This window comes from Thalassovita sp. ABM4_323 (assembly GCF_056158665.1).
In genome coordinates this window covers 1-16,348 of sequence record NZ_JBSWTS010000005.1, presented here as the reverse complement: position 1 = coordinate 16,348, position 16,348 = coordinate 1, and the positions used below count along the sequence as shown (strand labels likewise).

At 66.7% G+C, this 16,348-nt stretch carries 18 protein-coding genes and 3 pseudogenes; 6 read left to right on the top strand and 15 right to left on the bottom strand.

All coding sequences use genetic code 11. The features are described 5' to 3' along the window. Positions 1-62: 62 nt before the first annotated feature. The 5 genes and pseudogenes from cptA to gpmI form a co-directional block, all read right to left on the bottom strand. Positions 63-1,056 (bottom strand): annotated as a pseudogene (cptA, locus tag ACXADQ_RS01825) (proteolytic complex protein CptA); the annotation flags it as partial. Positions 1,057-1,084: 28 nt separating this feature from the next. Then, a complete protein-coding gene (locus ACXADQ_RS01820; protein WP_003096065.1) occupies positions 1,085-1,438 on the bottom strand; it encodes a murein hydrolase activator EnvC family protein in 354 nt (117 codons plus the stop codon). A 567-nt stretch (positions 1,439-2,005) separates the two neighbouring features. Further along, positions 2,006-2,521 carry a hypothetical protein gene (locus tag ACXADQ_RS01815; RefSeq protein WP_475314518.1) on the bottom strand — a complete coding sequence of 172 codons (516 nt, stop codon included), beginning with the start codon at positions 2,519-2,521 and terminating at the stop codon, positions 2,006-2,008. Then, positions 2,521-3,339 (bottom strand): CPBP family intramembrane glutamic endopeptidase, encoded by an 819-nt coding sequence (locus ACXADQ_RS01810; protein ID WP_003114479.1) that lies wholly within the window; start codon positions 3,337-3,339, stop codon positions 2,521-2,523. Before ACXADQ_RS01810 ends, ACXADQ_RS01815 begins: the two co-directional genes overlap by 1 nt. Positions 3,340-3,652: 313 nt before the next feature. Continuing rightward, the gene (gene gpmI / locus ACXADQ_RS01805) at positions 3,653-5,200 is read right to left on the bottom strand and encodes a 2,3-bisphosphoglycerate-independent phosphoglycerate mutase (protein ID WP_003114478.1); all 1,548 of its coding nucleotides are present in this window, start codon (positions 5,198-5,200) and stop codon (positions 3,653-3,655) included. Positions 5,201-5,524: 324 nt separating this feature from the next. On the opposite strand from gpmI, the gene ACXADQ_RS01800 reads away from it, so the two are divergent. Genes ACXADQ_RS01800 through secB form a run of 3 tightly spaced genes read left to right on the top strand, consistent with a single transcriptional unit; the run spans position 5,525 to position 6,729 of the window. Further along, a complete protein-coding gene (locus tag ACXADQ_RS01800) occupies positions 5,525-5,962 on the top strand; it encodes a rhodanese-like domain-containing protein (protein WP_475314507.1) in 438 nt (145 codons plus the stop codon). After that, positions 5,947-6,201, top strand: coding sequence for a glutaredoxin 3 (gene grxC, locus ACXADQ_RS01795; RefSeq protein WP_003096057.1), 255 nt, complete (start codon positions 5,947-5,949; stop codon positions 6,199-6,201). Before ACXADQ_RS01800 ends, grxC begins: the two co-directional genes overlap by 16 nt. 36 nt (positions 6,202-6,237) lie before the next feature. Continuing rightward, positions 6,238-6,729, top strand: coding sequence for a protein-export chaperone SecB (gene secB, locus ACXADQ_RS01790; protein ID WP_003096050.1), 492 nt, complete (start codon positions 6,238-6,240; stop codon positions 6,727-6,729). A 58-nt stretch (positions 6,730-6,787) separates the two neighbouring features. On the opposite strand, the gene trmL is transcribed toward secB, so the two are convergent. Then, complete coding sequence (gene trmL / locus ACXADQ_RS01785) at positions 6,788-7,249, bottom strand: tRNA (uridine(34)/cytosine(34)/5-carboxymethylaminomethyluridine(34)-2'-O)-methyltransferase TrmL (RefSeq protein ID WP_003114477.1); 462 nt, start codon at positions 7,247-7,249, stop codon at positions 6,788-6,790. Between trmL and ACXADQ_RS01780 the strand changes: the two genes are divergently transcribed. Then, complete coding sequence (locus tag ACXADQ_RS01780) at positions 7,236-7,610, top strand: hypothetical protein (RefSeq protein WP_475314494.1); 375 nt, start codon at positions 7,236-7,238, stop codon at positions 7,608-7,610. The two genes, trmL and ACXADQ_RS01780, sit on opposite strands and share 14 nt — an antisense overlap. 980 nt (positions 7,611-8,590) lie before the next feature. Here ACXADQ_RS01780 and ACXADQ_RS01775 read toward each other — a convergent pair. The 7 genes and pseudogenes from ACXADQ_RS01775 to ACXADQ_RS01745 form a co-directional block, all read right to left on the bottom strand. Beyond that, positions 8,591-8,674 (bottom strand): helix-turn-helix domain-containing protein, encoded by an 84-nt coding sequence (locus ACXADQ_RS01775; RefSeq protein ID WP_475314525.1) that lies wholly within the window; start codon positions 8,672-8,674, stop codon positions 8,591-8,593. A gap of 159 nt (positions 8,675-8,833) precedes the next feature. After that, positions 8,834-9,526, bottom strand: a pseudogene (locus tag ACXADQ_RS01770) (sigma 54-interacting transcriptional regulator); the annotation flags it as partial. Beyond that, on the bottom strand, positions 9,469-9,972 hold the full coding sequence (locus tag ACXADQ_RS01765) for a response regulator (RefSeq protein WP_475314492.1): 504 nt from the start codon (positions 9,970-9,972) through the stop codon (positions 9,469-9,471). The gene ACXADQ_RS01765 and the pseudogene ACXADQ_RS01770, both read right to left, overlap by 58 nt. 2 nt (positions 9,973-9,974) lie before the next feature. Further along, positions 9,975-11,051 (bottom strand): two-component system sensor histidine kinase NtrB, encoded by a 1,077-nt coding sequence (gene ntrB, locus ACXADQ_RS01760; protein WP_003096033.1) that lies wholly within the window; start codon positions 11,049-11,051, stop codon positions 9,975-9,977. A gap of 270 nt (positions 11,052-11,321) precedes the next feature. After that, positions 11,322-11,894, bottom strand: a complete 573-nt coding sequence (locus ACXADQ_RS01755; protein WP_003114474.1) for a DUF4124 domain-containing protein — start codon at positions 11,892-11,894, stop codon at positions 11,322-11,324. Further along, the gene (locus tag ACXADQ_RS01750; RefSeq protein WP_003096024.1) at positions 11,891-12,412 is read right to left on the bottom strand and encodes a DUF4124 domain-containing protein; all 522 of its coding nucleotides are present in this window, start codon (positions 12,410-12,412) and stop codon (positions 11,891-11,893) included. The genes ACXADQ_RS01755 and ACXADQ_RS01750 overlap by 4 nt, the downstream gene beginning before the upstream one ends. After that, the gene (locus ACXADQ_RS01745) at positions 12,403-13,203 is read right to left on the bottom strand and encodes a hypothetical protein (protein ID WP_475314482.1); all 801 of its coding nucleotides are present in this window, start codon (positions 13,201-13,203) and stop codon (positions 12,403-12,405) included. The genes ACXADQ_RS01750 and ACXADQ_RS01745 overlap by 10 nt, the downstream gene beginning before the upstream one ends. A gap of 95 nt (positions 13,204-13,298) precedes the next feature. Between ACXADQ_RS01745 and ACXADQ_RS01740 the strand changes: the two genes are divergently transcribed. Then, on the top strand, positions 13,299-14,906 hold the full coding sequence (locus ACXADQ_RS01740; RefSeq protein WP_475314478.1) for a mechanosensitive ion channel family protein: 1,608 nt from the start codon (positions 13,299-13,301) through the stop codon (positions 14,904-14,906). Here the strand turns inward: ACXADQ_RS01740 and ACXADQ_RS01735 are convergent. Together ACXADQ_RS01735 and ACXADQ_RS01730 are read right to left on the bottom strand one after the other, a co-directional pair. Next, complete coding sequence (locus ACXADQ_RS01735) at positions 14,903-15,307, bottom strand: hypothetical protein (RefSeq protein WP_003114473.1); 405 nt, start codon at positions 15,305-15,307, stop codon at positions 14,903-14,905. The genes ACXADQ_RS01740 and ACXADQ_RS01735 overlap by 4 nt on opposite strands. A 149-nt stretch (positions 15,308-15,456) precedes the next feature. After that, positions 15,457-15,966, bottom strand: a pseudogene (locus tag ACXADQ_RS01730) (glutamine synthetase family protein); the annotation flags it as partial. Between ACXADQ_RS01730 and ACXADQ_RS01725 the strand changes: the two are divergent. Continuing rightward, positions 15,926-16,348, top strand: a 423-nt coding sequence (locus tag ACXADQ_RS01725; protein ID WP_475314529.1) for a hypothetical protein, incomplete at its 3' end; no start/stop codon positions are given. The pseudogene ACXADQ_RS01730 and the gene ACXADQ_RS01725 sit on opposite strands and share 41 nt — an antisense overlap.

The window sequence follows — 16,348 nt, the reverse complement described above, 5'->3', positions numbered from 1 at the left end:
TTCAGTTACGTATTGCTAAGGTTAAAGGTCTACCTCGCTAACACCACTGCAGCACCTACCGAGGACACCTTGCCGAAGCCGTCGGGGCCCATCAGGATCGCGCGCTTCTGGTCCTGCAGGGCACCGGCGACGATTTCCGCCGCCGAGGCGCTGCCACCGTTGATCAGTACCACCAGCGGAACCTTGTCGTTGGGATCGGCCGGGTCGGCGCTGAAGCGCAGCTCGGAGTTGGCGATGCGGCCCTTGGTGTAGACGATCAGGCCCTTGGTGAGGAAGGCGTCGGCTACCTCGACGGCGGACTGCAGCACGCCGCCGGGGTTGTTGCGCAGGTCCAGGACCAGGCCCTTGAGACGGCCCTTGTTGTCCTTGCGCAGCTGGTTCAGCGCCTTGACCACTTCCTCGCCGGTGTTGACCTGGAACTGGGTGATGCGCAGGTAGGCGTAGCCGGGTTCGAGGACCTGGCTCTTGACGCTCTTGACCTTGATGATGGCGCGCTTGAGTTCGACGTCGAACGGTCTGCCGCCATCGCGGACGATGGTCAGGGTGATCGGGGAGCCGGCCTTGCCGCGCATGCTGTCGACCGCTTCGGTCATCGACTGGCCCTTGGTCGGCTTGCCGTCGATCTGCACGATCAGGTCGCCGGGCTGGATGCCGGCGCGGGCCGCGGGGGGTGTCGTCGATCGGCGAGACCACCTTGATGAAGCCGTCTTCGCTGCCGACCTCGATGCCCAGACCGCCGAACTCGCCGCTGGTGCTTTCCTGCAGCTCGGCGAAGTCCTCCGGGCCGAGGTAGGCGGAGTGCGGGTCGAGGTTGCTGAGCATGCCCTTGATGGCGTTTTTCTCTTCCAGCAGGGTCTTGTCGTCCACTGGCTCGACATAGGCGGCCTTCACCCGGTCGAGAACCTCGGCGAAGGTACGCAGCTCGTCGAGGGGCAGCGGGGCACTGCTACCGTTGGCCAGTGGCGCGGCGTCGGCCGGGGCGTCGGCAGCCTGGGCCGCGCCCGCGCCGAGCAGCAGGGCCAGCGCCAGGGTGGTGGGACGGAAGCAATGCAGCATGTTCAGCTCCTAATCACGAGTTCGGCGCCTATCCCTGTGCGCGGCACCAGGTAGTAGGGTCCGCCGGGCGGCCCTGATGGCGAATGGCGAAGTACACGGCCGGGCTACTCTGGCCGCCGCTGGTTCCAACGGTGGCGATCGGGTCTCCGGCCTTCACGGTGTCGCCGGCGTCTTTCAGCAGGCTTTGATTATGGCCATAAAGGCTGAGGTAGCCGCCACCGTGGTCGAGGATGACCAACAGGCCGGCTCCGCGCAACCAGTCGGCGAATACCACGCGTCCGCCGTGCACCGCGCGGACGGTGCTGCCGGCGCTCGCCGAAATCAGTACGCCGTCCCATTTCGCCCGCGGATCGTCGCCGCGCTGGCTGCCGAAGCGCGCCACGACGCGGCGATTCACCGGCCACGGCAGCTTGCCGCGGGCCGAGCCGAACGCGCCGCCGTAGACCGCGCCAGTGCTTGAGACCAGCGGGCCCGGCGCAGGTTCGCGCGGCGGGCTGGTGACTCGTCCGGGGGCGGCCTGCTGCTGGCGCGCACGCTCGCGTTCGGCGGCCAGCGCGCGCTGGCGCTCGCGCTCCGCCGCGGCGGCGGCTTCGCGGGCCTGGCGGGCCAGGGTTGTCCTCGATGGTCCGCAGTACCTTGGCCAGCTCGGCCTGGTCCTGTTGGCGGGACTTGAGCTTCTGGTCGCGTTCGCGGTAGTCGCTGTTCAGCTTGGCCAGGGCTTGCTGGCGCTCCTTGCGGGTCGCTGCCAGCGCCTCGCGGCGGCTGTCCAGCTCGCCTTGCTTGCTCAGTTGTTCGGCTTTCTGCGCAGAGATGTCCTGCTCGACGTTGGCCAGCTGGCGGAGGGTTTCGTTGAAGCTGGCGAGCTGTTCGAGACGGGCTTTGTTGATGTAGTCGTAGTAGGTGAGGGTGCGGCTGAATTTTTCCGGGTGTTCCTGGTTCAGCAGCAGCTTCAGGTATTCCTCGCGTCCACTCTGGTAGGCCGCGCGGGCCTGGATGGCGAGGAGGCGCTGCTGCTCAATGCGCGCGTCCTGGAGTTTTTTTTCTCCCCATCCAGCCGTTTCAGCTCGGCTTCGCTCTTGTCCAGCTCGTCCTGCAGGGCCTTGATCTGTTTTTCCAGGTCGCCCATCTCGGTCTCGGTGGACTTCAGCTGCTTCTGCACGCCGCTCTTTTCCTGCTGGATGCCGTCCAGCAGCTTCTTCAGCTCGCCGATGTCCTTCTGCGTCTGTTCCAGCTGGCGTTGGGTGTCGGCGCGCTCGTCGGCGAAGGCCGGAGCGAGACAGGCGAGGGATAGCAGGAGAGGAAGGAGGCGGAGCATGGGGTGGCGGGCACCTGGGAATTGGACCGGCCTAGTATGCCCGTGGCCGCCGTTAAAAAAAACGCCCCGCACCGCGCGCTGTGGGGCGCTTCCACGTATTTCAGCCGGATGGCAGCGGCGGATGTCGTCGACGACGAAGGCCACGGGCATCAGGCGGGTCTGTAGAGCGGGTAGGTGAACAGCAGCAGATGCGTCAGGTTCAGCCCGAAGTGGAACAGCGTCGCCACCCACAGGCGGCCGCTCCACAGCCAGGCCAACCCGTAGATCAGCCCGGCGAGGCCGGCGAACAGCATCAGCAGCGGGCCGCCGGCGAAGTGCGCCAGGCCGAACAGCGCCGAGGCCAGCGCCAGGGCGGGCCAGGGGCCCAGCCATTGGCCCAGGCGTTGCTGCAGGTAGCCGCGGAACAGCGCTTCCTCGGCAAGGGAAACGAAGAACAGGTTGGCCAGGATGAACTGCCAGAGCCAGGCCGGCGCGTGGAGTTCCGGCCGCAGCAGGCCGACGCCGACAGCCAGCAGAAGCAGCGCCGGCACCGCCGCCACGAGCAGCAGCCAGTGCCAGGGGCGGCCGGGAGCGCGGGCTTCGTCGCGGAACAGGCTCGGCAGGCAGGCCAGTAGCAGGAACGGCACCAGTGCCTTGTCGAAGTTGAAGTACATGGTGAACGGCAGGCTCTGCGGGCCGACCACCGCCTTGTCCAGGATACTGGGGTTGGCGAAGCCGGGTAGCAGGTGCAGGAACAGGCCCACCGCGCCGGCGACCAGCAGCAGCTCCAGGCCCAGGGCCCAGGCGCGGCGTGCCGCCAGGCGCCGGCGCAACAGGGCGAGGACGCCCAGTGCAGCCAGGGCGGCGACCGCAGGCGGAGCGAGAACCCCGTCGTAGAAGGCGAGGCAGCAGGTCGCGAGCAGCAAGACGAGGGCCAGCAGGCGCTGGAAGGACAGGGCGAGGAGCGAGGTGGCGAGGAGGAACCACATCGGCGGAAATCCTTGTAGGGCAGATGGAAAAGACAGCGCGGGCAAGGCTAGCACGGGCCTCGGCGACGTAGCGGGAGGCAGGGGGGGAGACGCGGAAAATGAAAACCGCGGCACACGTCTCGACGCCGCGTGGCCAGGCCTGTCGGCCGATCGGCAGCGTTAAAGCGGGGAAGGTGGCGTCGTGGAAACAGGGCGCGGCGCCCGGCCCGCTACGGCGGATAACGTCGCAGGCGTTATCCGTCGATGGCCTGCAGAAGCGGCGGATAACCGCGACGCGGTTATCCGCCCTGCGCGGGAGTTCGTCGTTCGCGGATCAGCCGAGGGTGACGATGCTGCGACCGGTCATTTCCGCCGGCTGCTCCAGCCCCATGAGGGTCAGCATGGTCGGCGCCACGTCGGCCAGCACGCCGCCTTCGCGGATGCTCAGCTTGCGCTTGCCGACGTAGACGAAGGGCACCGGTTCGCAGGTGTGCGCGGTGTGCGCCTGGCCGGTGGACTCGTCTTCCATCTGCTCGACATTGCCGTGGTCGGCGGTGATCAGGGCTTCGCCGCCGACCTTGTCCAGCGCCTCGACGATACGGCCCATGCAGGTGTCCAGGCACTCCACGGCCTTGACCGCGGCCTCGAACACCCCGGTGTGGCCGACCATGTCGCCGTTGGCGTAGTTGACCACGATCACGTCGTAGCGCTGTTGCTCGATGGCCTCGACGATACGGTCGGTGACTTCCGGCGCGCTCATCTCGGGTTGCAGGTCGTAGGTGGCGACCTTCGGCGAGGGGATCAGGATGCGCTCCTCGCCCTCGTAGGGTTCCTCGCGGCCGCCGGAGAAGAAGAAGGTCACATGGGCGTACTTCTCGGTCTCGGCGATGCGCAGCTGGGTCTTGCCATGCTTGGCCAGGTACTCGCCGAGGACGTTGGTCAGCGGCTCCGGCGGGAAGGCGCAGGGCGCCGGGATGCTCGCCGCGTACTGGGTCAGCATGACGAAACCTGCCAGCTGCGGGGCTCGTTCGCGGGGGAACTCATTGAATGCCGGCTCGACGAAGGCGCGGCTCAGCTCGCGGGCGCGGTCGGCGCGGAAGTTCATGAAGATCACCGCGTCGCCATCCTCGACCCGCACCGCTTCGGCGCCGGCCGGGACCACCGCGGTGGCCTTGACGAATTCGTCGCTCTCGCCGCGGGCGTAGGCGGCCTCGAGGGCTGCCACCGAGGAGTCGGCGGTGAACTCGGCCTTGCCGTCGACGATCAGTTCATAGGCGGCCTGGACGCGGTCCCAGCGGTTGTCGCGGTCCATCGCGAAATAGCGGCCGATGATCGAGGCGATGCGGCCCTTGCCGAGCCCGGCGAAGGTGGCGTCGAGACGCTCCAGCGACGGCTGCGCGCTTTTCGGCGGGGTATCGCGGCCATCCAGGAAGGCATGCAGGTAGATCTTGCCGGCGCCGCGCCTGGCGGCCATCTGCGCCATTGCCACCAGGTGGTCTTCATGGCTGTGTACGCCGCCCGGGGAGAGCAGGCCGAGGATGTGCACCGCCTTGTCGGCGGCGACGGCCTTGTCGACCGCGCCGGCGATCACCGGGTTTTCGAAGAATTCGCCGTCGCGGATGGCCTTGGTGACGCGGGTGAAGTCCTGGTACACCACGCGGCCTGCGCCGAGGTTCATGTGGCCGACCTCGGAATTGCCCATCTGGCCGTCGGGCAGGCCGACGTCCATGCCGGAGCCTGAGATCAGGCCGTGCGGCTGGGTTGCCAGGAGGCGATCCCAGACCGGCTTCTTCGCGGCGTAGATGGCGTTGTAGTCAGGGCTTTCGCTGTGGCCGAAGCCGTCCAGGATGATCAGGACCAGGGGTTTGGGCGTGGCAGTCATATGTCCGGCTCTATTTCCGCGGGGTTCAGAAACTGACCAAATTTAGTGGGAACATTGTCGTTCAAGACGTAGGAAGAGGCTGATTGATTAAACCGATGACGCCGATCCGCAACCGAATGCCGCTATCCTCGCTCCCTCTGTCCCGCCCGAACCGTGCCCGGGCCGGAACTGGCCAGCTTCACAGAAAAGGACCGGCATTCTAACCGTGAAGTTTCCCGCGACGCCATTTCCTGGAGCCGAGCGGGGCGCCGCCCGGCGGGTTCCCCCCTGGCCGGCGCGGTCTGTATACTGGCCGGCATTTTTACGCCCTGGATATCCGTCACCATGCAATTCGTTTCCCGTCTGATCGAGTTCGCCACCAACCACTACCTGCTGGTCGCGGCGCTGCTGGTCCTGCTGGTCCTGCTGTTGCTGCACGAGCTGCGCAAGGGCGGCAAGAGCCTGTCGACCCGCGAGCTGACCGCGCTGGTCAATGCCGACCAGGCGGTGGTCCTGGATATCCGTCCGGCCAAGGAGTTCGCCAGCGGGCACATCGTCGACGCGCTGAACATCCCGGCCGACAAGCTGAACAGCCGCATGACCGAACTGGAAAAGTACAAGGGCAAGACCATCATCCTGGTCGACGCCATGGGCCAGCACTCCGGTACCTGGGGCGGCGTCCTGAAGAAGGCCGGCTTCAACGCCGCCAAGCTGTCCGGCGGGGATCGGCAGCTGGCGCGGCGACAACCTGCCGCTGGTGAAGTGACATGCCGCCCGTCGTGATCTACACCACCGCCTGGTGTCCGTACTGCATCCGCGCCAAGCAGTTGCTGCAACGCAAGGGCGTGGACTTCCAGGAGATCGCCTGCGACGGCAAGCCCGAACTGCGCGCCGAGCTGGCACGCAAGGCGGGATCGACCACCGTGCCGCAGATCTGGATCGGCGAGACCCATGTCGGCGGCTGCGACGACCTTCATGCACTGGAGCGCGCCGGCAAGCTGGACGCGCTGCTGTCTGCCTGAAACCATTCATGAATTGACCCAAGGGAAGGCCCGAAAATGACCGAGCAAGCTACCAACGGCGCTGCCGACGAGCAGCAACCCCAGTTCTCCCTGCAGCGCATCTACCTGCGCGACCTGTCGTTCGAGTCGCCGAAGTCACCGGAAATCTTCCGCCAGGAATGGAACCCGTCCATCAGCCTGGACCTGAACACTCGCCAGAAGCAGCTGGACGGCGACTTCTACGAAGTGGTCCTGACCGTATCGGTGACCGTGAAGAACGGCGAGGACACCACTGCCTTCATCGCCGAAGTGCAGCAGGCCGGCATCTTCCTGATCAAGAACCTCGATCCGTCGAGCATGAGCCATACCCTTGGCGCGTTCTGCCCGAACATCCTCTTCCCGTACGCTCGCGAAGCCCTGGACAACCTGGTGGTACGCGGTTCGTTCCCGGCGCTGATGCTGTCGCCGGTGAACTTCGACGCCCTCTACGCCCAGGAAATCGCCCGCATGCAGGCCTCCGGCGAGATCCCGACGCCGTCGGTCCAGTAAGCCCAGCGCTTGCGAAGAAGCCCGCCTTGCGCGGGCTTTTTCATGCCTGTCGGCCGGCTCAGTCCATGGCGAAGCCGAGCTGGCGCCAGGCTTCGTAGACGGTCACCGCCACCGTGTTGGACAGGTTCAGGCTACGGCAGCCTTCGCGCATCGGCAGGCGCAGGCGCCGATCGGTTGGCAGGGCGTTGCGCACGTCCTCCGGCAGTCCGCGGCTTTCCGGGCCGAAGAGGAAGGCATCGCCGCGCTGGTAGGCCACTTCGTGGAAGGCCCGCGACCCCTTGGTGGTGAAGGCGAACAGGCGTGGCTGGCCGAGGGCCTCGAGGCAGCTCTGCAGATACGGGTAGCGGCGTACGCTGGCGTATTCGTGGTAGTCGAGGCCGGCACGGCGCAAGCGCTTGTCGTCCAGTTCGAAACCGAGCGGCTCGATCAGGTGCAGACTGCATCCGGCGTTGGCGCAGAGCCTGATAATGTTGCCGGTATTCGGAGGTATCTCCGGTTGAAACAGGATGACGTGGAACATGCAGGGCTCCGGAGCAGATAACGGGCGGCATTCTACCTCCGCCATCGACGATCTGCGGCGCCAGCGCTGGAAAGTCTGGGGTGCGCTGGTGCTTGCCGGGTTGTTGTTCGGGCTGATGCTCGGCAGGTTGTTCGGTCCCGCTTCGCTGCCGACGTCTGCGCCGCAACTGCTGGCGGTCGGGGAGAGCGAGCAGGGCCTGGTCCTGCGCTTCGATCGCCAGGCTGCGGTTACGGCGGCACGGGTGGAGGGTGCCCTGACGTTGCGCATCGTCGCCCGGGGCGCGGCGCAGCAGGGAGACGGGCGATGGCTGGGCCAGCCGTTGCGCTGGCGCCTCCGCGAGGAGGAAAGGCGCTGCTGTTGAGCCTGGTCTCGACCCACCCCTTGCAGGGGCGCTGGCAGTGGTCGGAGGATGGCGAGGGCTGGCGCCTCGTCGTCGAACTGCAGGAGCGCGACGGCCGGGAATAAAAGGGGGAATTCTCAGCCTGCCTGTACCGAGGTCCCCAAACGGGAGGGCGGAGGCGCGGATCGCTGCGCTACCGCCGGGCATAAAAGAGGGGAGTTCTCAGCCTGCCTGTACCGAGGTCCCCGAAACGGGTGTGGCGGTTGCGCGCGGATGCTGCGTCTGCCGCCGGGTGTAAAAGAGGGGATTCCCCAGCCTGCCTGTACCGAGGCCCCCGAAATCTTCGTTATCTGCTCCTATGCAGGGGCTGTGCCAATTCTCATGAGCGCGCTGGCGGCGCGCTCGCTTTCCTGAAGGATTGTGGATAAGTCTGTGGGCGAGCTGGTGATGAATGCCTCTGGAAGCCCGTGGATCAAGGGCTTGGCGGCATCCCAGGGGTTTGTGGGAAGTCGATTGCGGAAAAATGACGGAGCGGGCTTTTCCGCCAGCGATTGATGCCGATTTGTCGCCTGCTGGTGCACGCTGCCCAAAATCCGGGCAAGGGCCGCTGCCCTGCACAGCCGGCGGATAACCGCGATGCGGTTATTCGCCCTACGCCATGGTTTGACCGGTGGTGCCGGGCGGGCGCCCTGCCGAGGCTGGGGCTGTGCTGCGGACGGTAGGGCGAATAACGCCATAGGCGTTATCCGCCGCGGCCCTGCACAATCGGCGGATAACCGCGATGCGGTTATTCGCCCTACGCTACGATTTGACCGGTGGTTCCGGGCGGGCGCCCTGCCGAGGCTGGGGCGGCGTCTCGCTTGGTACGGGCGCGCGACGGACCATGAAAAACGGGGCCCGAAGGCCCCGTTGGGGTCGCTCATCGGGAGCAGTGGCGCTTCAGTCGTCGCCTTCGTCGTCGGCTCCATCGACGTTCATCCCCAGCTCCTTGATCTTGCGGGTCAGGGTATTGCAGCGCCCCAGCCGAGCAGCACGGCGGCATCGCGGCGGCGGCCGGCGGTGTGCTTGAGGGCGGTTTCTATCATGATCCGTTCGAAGGCCGGCACGGCGCTGTCCAGCAGGTTCGACTGGCCGCGGCCCAGCGCCTGGTCGGCCCACTGGCGAAGGGCCTGTTCCCAGTTCGCCGCCGGCGCGCTGTCCTGCGGCTGGGTCAGCAGCTCCGGCGGCAGGTCGTCGATGTGCACCTCGCGGCCGGAGGCCATCACGGTGATCCAGCGACAGGTGTTCTCCAGTTGGCGGACGTTGCCCGGCCAGCCGAGGTTCTTCAGGTACTCCTCGGTTTCCGCCTTCAGCAGCTTGGGTTCCACCGCCAGCTCCTGGGCGGCGCGGCTGAGGAAGTGCCGGGCCAGCGCCGGGATGTCCTCGCGGCGGTCGGCCAGCCGCGGGATGTGGATGCGGATCACGTTCAGGCGATGGAACAGGTCCTCGCGGAACTTGCCGTCGCGCACCAGGCTTTCCAGGTTCTGGTGGGTGGCGGCGATGATCCGCACGTCGACCTTCACCGGCGTGTGCCCGCCGACCCGGTAGAACTCGCCGTCGGCCAGGACGCGCAGCAGGCGGGTCTGGGTGTCGGCCGGCATGTCGCCGATCTCGTCGAGGAACAGGGTGCCGCCATTGGCCTGCTCGAAGCGTCCGCCGGCGCTGGCGCGGCGGCGCCCGGTGAAGGCGCCCTTCTCATGGCCGAACAGCTCGGCTTCCACCAGGTCCTCGGGGATCGCCGCGCATGTTCAGCGCGACGAACGGCGAGGCTGCGCGCTGGGGCTGTGGCGATGCAGGGCATGGGCGACCAGCTCCTTGCCGGTACCCGATTCGCCGTTGATCAGCACGGTGATGTTGGAATGGCTGAGGCGGCCGATGGCGCGGAATACCTCCTGCATCGCCGGCGCCTTGCCGATGATCTGCGTGCGGCGTGCGCGCCTGGTTCGCCGGCCAGCTCCAGGCCCTGCTGCTCCTGGGCGTGCTGGTTGGCGCGCTTGACCAGGGAGACCGCCTCGTCGACGTCGAACGGCTTGGGCAGGTATTCGAAGGCGCCGCCCTGGTAGGAGGCCACCGCGCTGTCGAGGTCGGAATGCGCGGTCATGATGATCACCGGCAGGCGCGGATGCAGTTCGCGGATCTGCGCCAGCAGGTCGAGGCCGCTGGCGCCGGGCATGCGGATATCGGAGATGATCACGTCCGGCTGCTGCCGGCCGAGGCGGCCGATCACGCTGTCGGCGCTGTCGAAGCTCACCGTGGTCATGCCTTCCTGTTGCAGGGCTTTTTCCAGTACCCAGCGGATGGAGCGGTCGTCGTCGACAATCCAGACGGTCTCTGATCGGCTCATGGTCAATGCACTCCTTGTTCCAGGGGCAGGAACAGACTGAATACGGTATGGCCGGGGTGGCTCTCGCATTCAATCAGCCCCTGGTGCTGGCTGATGATGTTCTGGGCGATGGCCAGGCCGAGTCCGGTACCGTCCGGACGGCCGCTGACCATGGGGTAGAAGATGGTTTCCTGGAGCTCGGCCGGAATGCCCGGGCCGTTGTCGATGATCTCCACCTTGCACACCAGGCGGTGACGCGTGTGGCCGATGGTGAACTGGCGCAGGGTACGGCTGCGCAGGGTGATGCGACCGAGGCGCAGGTCGTTCTGCCCTGCGATCGCCTGCATGGCGTTGCGTACCATGTTGAGCACGGCCTGGATCATTTGCTCGCGGTCGAGCAGCAGGTCGGGGATGCTCGGGTCGTAGTCGCGGACCAGGGTGATGCTGCCCTGGCTCTCCGCTTCCACCAGGCTGCTGACCCGCTCCAGCACTTCATGGATGTTGGTCGGCGCCAGGTTCGGCAGTTTGTTCGAGCCGAGCATGCGGTCCACCAGGTTCCGCAACCGGTCGGCTTCTTCGATGATGACGTTGGTGTAGTCCTTCAGCGACTCTTCCGGCAACTCGCGAGACAGCAGTTGCGCTGCGCCGCGGATGCCGCCGAGCGGGTTCTTGATCTCGTGGGCGAGCCCGCGCACCAGCAGCTTGGTGGTCTCCTGCTTGGACAACTGCGCTTCTTCGCGGGTGATCCGCATCAGCCGGTCGCGCGGATGGACCTCGAGCAGCAGCAGCGTCTCGTTGCGGTTGAGGATGGGCGTCACCGCATAGTCGACCGTGATGCTGACGCCGGTGATCGAGGTCAGGGTCGCTTCGCGCTTGGTGAACGGATGTGCCTGTTCCACCGCCTGGCGCAGCGAGTTCAAGGCTTCCGGCGATTCGGTGAACAGCTCGCTGATGAATTGCCCGTGGCTGCGCTGGCCGCTCACGGCCAGGAGCATCTCCGCCGCCGGGTTCATGTACTCCAGGCGCAGTTCGCCGTTGAGCAGGATCACCGCGGTGGTCAGGTTGTCGAGCAACAGTCGGTGCAGGGTATCGGTCGGCATGGCGGGCAGCTGTTCCAAGGTTGGGCAGGAAAATGCAAAAAGCAAACCAGGCGCCGAAAAGGCGCGTTTTTTTTGCCGAGGCGCTGGCTAGAGGTGCGCCGGGAAGGTTTTCGGCGACGAGCGGTGACCCGAAATGGGGACAGTATAGAAAGTGGTGCGGGTAATCGCACCAATCTGGTGCGTTGGCGTGGCCGGCGGCGTTTTCGCCAGGAGAGTCGGGAAAAAAACCGGAAAATCCCGCCCACCGTGGAGTGGGCAGGGGAAGTTCGGCTAGCGCTCGCTTGGCTCTATCGCGCTGACCAGCGGCGTATCGACCTCCGGCAGGGGCTGACCGGCGATGCTCACTCGATGCAGGTGGAAGGGCTGGCTCGGGGTGCTTTCGACGGTCATGCCGTCGCCATCGATGATTTCCACTGCGACCTGGTGGGTGCCGCGATCGAGGTTCTTCAACGGGAACACCGGGCTGCGTCCCGGCACTCCGGCAGGCTTGCCGTCGAGCAGCAGGCGATAGCGATGGCCGGGCAGCAGCGCCGGCTCGCTGGTGACGGTGACGATGACGTCGCCGCTGTTGGCGCGCAGGGTTGCGTCCGGTTCGGGGAAGAGGATGCGCAGTAGCTGGTAGGCCGGCGGCTTCACCTCCAGCGGCGCGGCGGGCGGACGATAGCGTATGCCCGGCGGCGCCACGCTGTTGCCCGGCGCCAGTTCGACGCGTTGGGCCTTGCGCCCGCTGGGCGGCTGGTCGGTGTAGACGCGGTTGCCCTCGGCGTCGATGTAGGTGTAGACCCCCGCTTGCGCGGCGCAGGCCAGGCACAGCAGGAGGGCGCCGAGAATGCGCGGGATCATCGTTTCTTCCCGAGGTGCACGCGCTGCACGGTGAAGGTCACCGGCGGGCTGGATTGCAGCACCCGTTCGCCGTTGAGTACCTGTACCGCGAGGCTGTGGTCGCCGCGGTCGATCTCGTGCAGGGTGAAGCGGGTGCCGCCGCTGGGCGTGCCGTAGGGTTTGCCGTCCAGCACCAGTTGCAACTGGTGGCCGCTGTGCAGGGCCGGGCGGATGCTGACGCTGACGTTGAAGGTGCCGTTGTTGGCGCGCAGCGCCTCTTCCGTGGGGAGGTCGCTGAGGGCAAGGATCTCGTAGGCGGCGGCCTCGCTATCGGCGGCCGGGGCATTGCCCGCGGAGGACTTTTCCGGCGTGTCGATTCCTACGGTATTGGTCGGCTGCAGTTCGACGGTCTGCGCCTGCACCCCGTCTGGCGGCTGGTTGGTGAATACCTTGTTGCCGTTGGCGTCGGTGTATTGGTAGATCTGCGCCATGGCCGGCAGGGCGGCGGCCAGGAGCAGGCAGCTGGTGATCAGGCGCATGGACGGTCTCCGGGTGAACCTGCCAAGCGTTGCACCGCATCGGCGCGCTGGCAAGCCGTGCATTGTGCGGCATGCGGGTATTCGAAGGTGTGCGCTGGGGCACGTTGGCGGTCGCTGTGCCCCGCCGCGCGGCTGCGTCGTCTCAGCCGGCACTGGCGGGGCGAACCCTCGTTGCGCCAGAGTGTCTGTGCTTGCGCCGCCGGCCGGCGGCCCCGTTCAAACGGCGGGTGTCCGGCTTGTATGATGCGGCTGTTTCGGTTTCTCACCTTGGGGACTGCCTTTCTCGTGCCGATCATCGCCCGCTTCACCTTCGCTCCCGCGTCCTGGCGGCCCTGCTGCTGTGCCTCTGCGCCGCCCTGTTCTACTCGCCGCCGGGCGCCGCGGCGCTGCCGAACCCGTTGGCGGGGAGATTCCCCGGTGGCGAGAAGGTCAGCGATGCGCAGTTGGAACAATCGCTGAACCAGGTCATCCAGACCCTGGAGAACGACAGGCAGCGCGCCGACCTGCTGAAAAAGCTGAAAGCAGCTGCGGGACGTGACCAAGAAAGGCAAGGAAAGCGAGGGTGGGGTGCTGGGGCTGATCGGCGATACCCTGACCAGCCTGGAAAAGCAGTTCCAGGGCGCGAACAGCCCGGTCGCGTTATGGGGCAACCAGTTCCAGCTGGCGCGTGCCGAACTCGAGGAGCGCTTTCCCAGCTGGCGCGACCTGCCGGCGATGGTCTTCGATTTTTCGGTGGTGATCCTCCTCTGGGCCTGCCTGGCCAGCGCGCTGCTCTGGCTCAGCCGGCGCATGCGCGAGCGCTTCGGCCTGTCGGCGGAGTTGCCGCAGCATCCGAAGACCCGCGACCTGCTGCTGTTTTCCCCTGCGCAAGCTGGGCCCCTGGCTGGTGGCCTTCCTCATCACCCTGTACCTGTCGGTGGTGCTGCCGGACTCCCTGAGCAAGACCCTGGCGATGGTCATGGCCTATGTGCTGGTCTGCGGCACGCTGTTCTCCGCGCTGTGCGTGATTTCCCTCTCGCTGCTCAGCGGCCCGCACCGCCAGCGCGCCCTGGATATCCTGCGGCGCCCGGCGTTCCGCCCGTTGTGGCTGATCGGCAGCCTCGCCGCGCTGGGCGAGGTCGCCCACGATCCGCGGCTGATCGCCGGCCTCGGCGAGCACACCTCGATCTGCCTGAGTACCCTGGCCAACGCCAGCGCCGCGCTGTTCACCGCGCTGTTCGTGATGCGTTTCCGCCGGCCGATCGCCCACCTGATCCGCAACCAGCCGCTGGAGCGCCGCCTCAAGCGCCGTAGCCTGCACGACCTGGTGCAACTGGTCGGCTCGCTGTGGTTCGTGCCGGTGCTGGTGCTGGTGGGGATTTCCCTATTCGCCACCCTCGTTTCCGCCGGCGACAGCAGTTCGGCGTTGCGCCGGGCGCTGGTCTGCGCGGTGCTGGCGGTGGTGGCGATGACCGTGATCGGGCTGATCCGCCGCCGTTCCAGTCGGGTCGGCGCCGGCCCGCGCCGCAGCGCGCCGTACATCGAGCAGTTGCAAAGCTTCGGCTACACCCTGCTGCACATCTTCGTGGTGCTGTTCTTCATCGAGGTCGCCTTGCGCGTCTGGGGCATGTCGCTGATTCGCTATGCGGAAGGCGAGGGCGAGCAGATCAGCATGAAGGTAGTCAGCTTCGGCACCACCCTGCTGGTCGCCTGGCTGATCTGGATCCTCACCGATACCGCGATCCAGCACAGCCTCGGCCTGGGCGGCAAGAGCCGGCCGAACACCCGCGCGCTGACCATGCTGCCGCTGATCCGCAACGTACTGTTCGCCACCATCGCGGTGATCGCCCTGATCGTCGCCCTGGCCAACATGGGCATGAACGTCACCCCGCTGCTGGCCGGTGCCGGCGTGATCGGCCTGGCCATCGGCTTCGGTGCGCAGTCGCTGGTGGCGGACCTGATCACCGGCCTGTTCATCATCATCGAGGACTCGCTGTCGATCGACGACTACGTCGACGTCGACGAGCACCTTGGCACGGTCGAGGGCCTGACTATCCGTACCGTGCGCCTGCGCGACCTGGACGGCGTGGTGCATACCATCCCGTTCAGCGAGATCAAGAGCATCAAGAACTACTCGCGCCAGTTCGGCTACGCGATGTTCCGCTGGCCGGTGCCGGCGAGCATGCCGATCGACGACGCGGTGGCGCTGGTGCGCGAGGTCGCGATGGAGCTGCGCAGCGACCCGGCGGTCTACCGCAACCTGTGGTCGCCGATGGAATTGCAGGGCGTGGAGAGTTTCGACAACGGCCAGGCGATCCTGCGCTTCCGCTTCAAGACCGCGCCGATCAAGCAGTGGGAGGTCCAGCGGGCGTTCAACCTGCGCCTGCGTCGGCGCCTCGACCAGGCCGGCCTCGAACTGTCCATGCCGCGTCTCAACGTACAGTTGAGCCGGGCGCCCAAGGCGAAATCCGCGGAACCGGACGAGCAGGGCACGCCGGCGGACGGCGGCATCTAGCGCGACAGGATGACCCGGCAGATGCGGCGCATGTCGCGGTCGTCGATGCCGTCGCACTGCCACGGCGCACGCGATACCACGGCCCGGCACTGGCGGCGCATGTCGCGGCTGTCGATGTCGTCGCAGCGCTTGCGGTCGCCGCGGACGATGGCGCGGCACTGGCGGCGCGTGTCGCCGTCGCGGATGTCGTCGCAGTCGTAGCGCTGTCCCGGCGCCAGCAGCGCGCCGCAGTAACGCCGCATGTCGCGGCTGTCGATGTCGCCGCAATCCCCGCTGTCGCCGCGTTCCAGTGCGTTGCACATGCGCCGCAGGTCGCGGTCGTGGATATCGCGGCATTCGGTGCCGGCCTGGGCGGGCAGGCTGAGGATGGCGGCAAGCAGGAGCCAGAGAGAGTGACGCATGGACAGGTCCTTATCCTTGGGGCGGGGAGCGCGGCAAGTCTAACCGAACGGCGCGGCGAACTTTGCGTTTCTCCATGGGCCGGCCCATAAAAAAGGCCTCCCGAAGGAGGCCTCAAGAGGGTGACTCGTTGTTATAGGAAAGGGGTGGATCAGACGCTGTAGTACAGGTCGTATTCCAGCGGGTGCACGAAGGTGCGCACCTTGATCTCTTCTTCGCTCTTCAGCTCGATGTAGGCATCGATGAACTCGTCGGTGAACACGCCGCCCTTGGTCAGGAACGCGCGGCCCTTGTCGAGTTCTTCCAGCGCCTCTTTCAGGCTGCCGCAAACCTGCGGGATTTCCTTCGCCTCTTCCGGCGGCAGGTCGTACAGGTTCTTGTCGGCGGCATCGCCGGGGTGGATCTTGTTCTGGATGCCGTCCAGGCCGGCCATCAGCAGCGCGGCGAAGGCCAGGTAGGGGTTGGCTGCCGGGTCCGGGAAGCGCGCTTCGATACGGCGGGCCTTCGGGCTGGATACGTAGGGGATACGGATCGAGGCGGAACGGTTGCGCGCCGAGTAGGCCAGCATCACCGGAGCTTCGAAGCCCGGGACCAGGCGCTTGTAGGAGTTGGTCGAGGGGTTGGTGAAGCCGTTCAGGGCCTTGCCGTGCTTGATGATGCCTGAAGTCCCCGCGGGGAGGGAGAGAGAGAGAGAGGGAGAGAGGGAGAGAGAGAGGGAGGGAGAGAGAGAGAGAGAGAGGAGGGAGAGAGAGGAGAGAGAGAGAGAGAGAGAGAGGGAGAGGAGAGGGAGAGAGAGAGGGAGGGAGGGAGGGAGGGAGGGAGGGGGGGAGGGAGAGAGAGAGAGGGGAGGGAGGGAGGGAGGGAGGGAGAGGAGGGAGGGAGGGAGGGGGGAGGGGAGGGAGGAGAGAGAGAGAGGGGGAGGGAGAGAGAGGGAGAGGGAGGGAGGAGAGAGAGAGGGAGAGGGAGGGAGGGAGAGGGGGAGGGAGAGGGAGAGGAGAGGGAGAGAGAGAGAGAGGGAGAGAGGGAGAGGGAGAGAGGGGAAG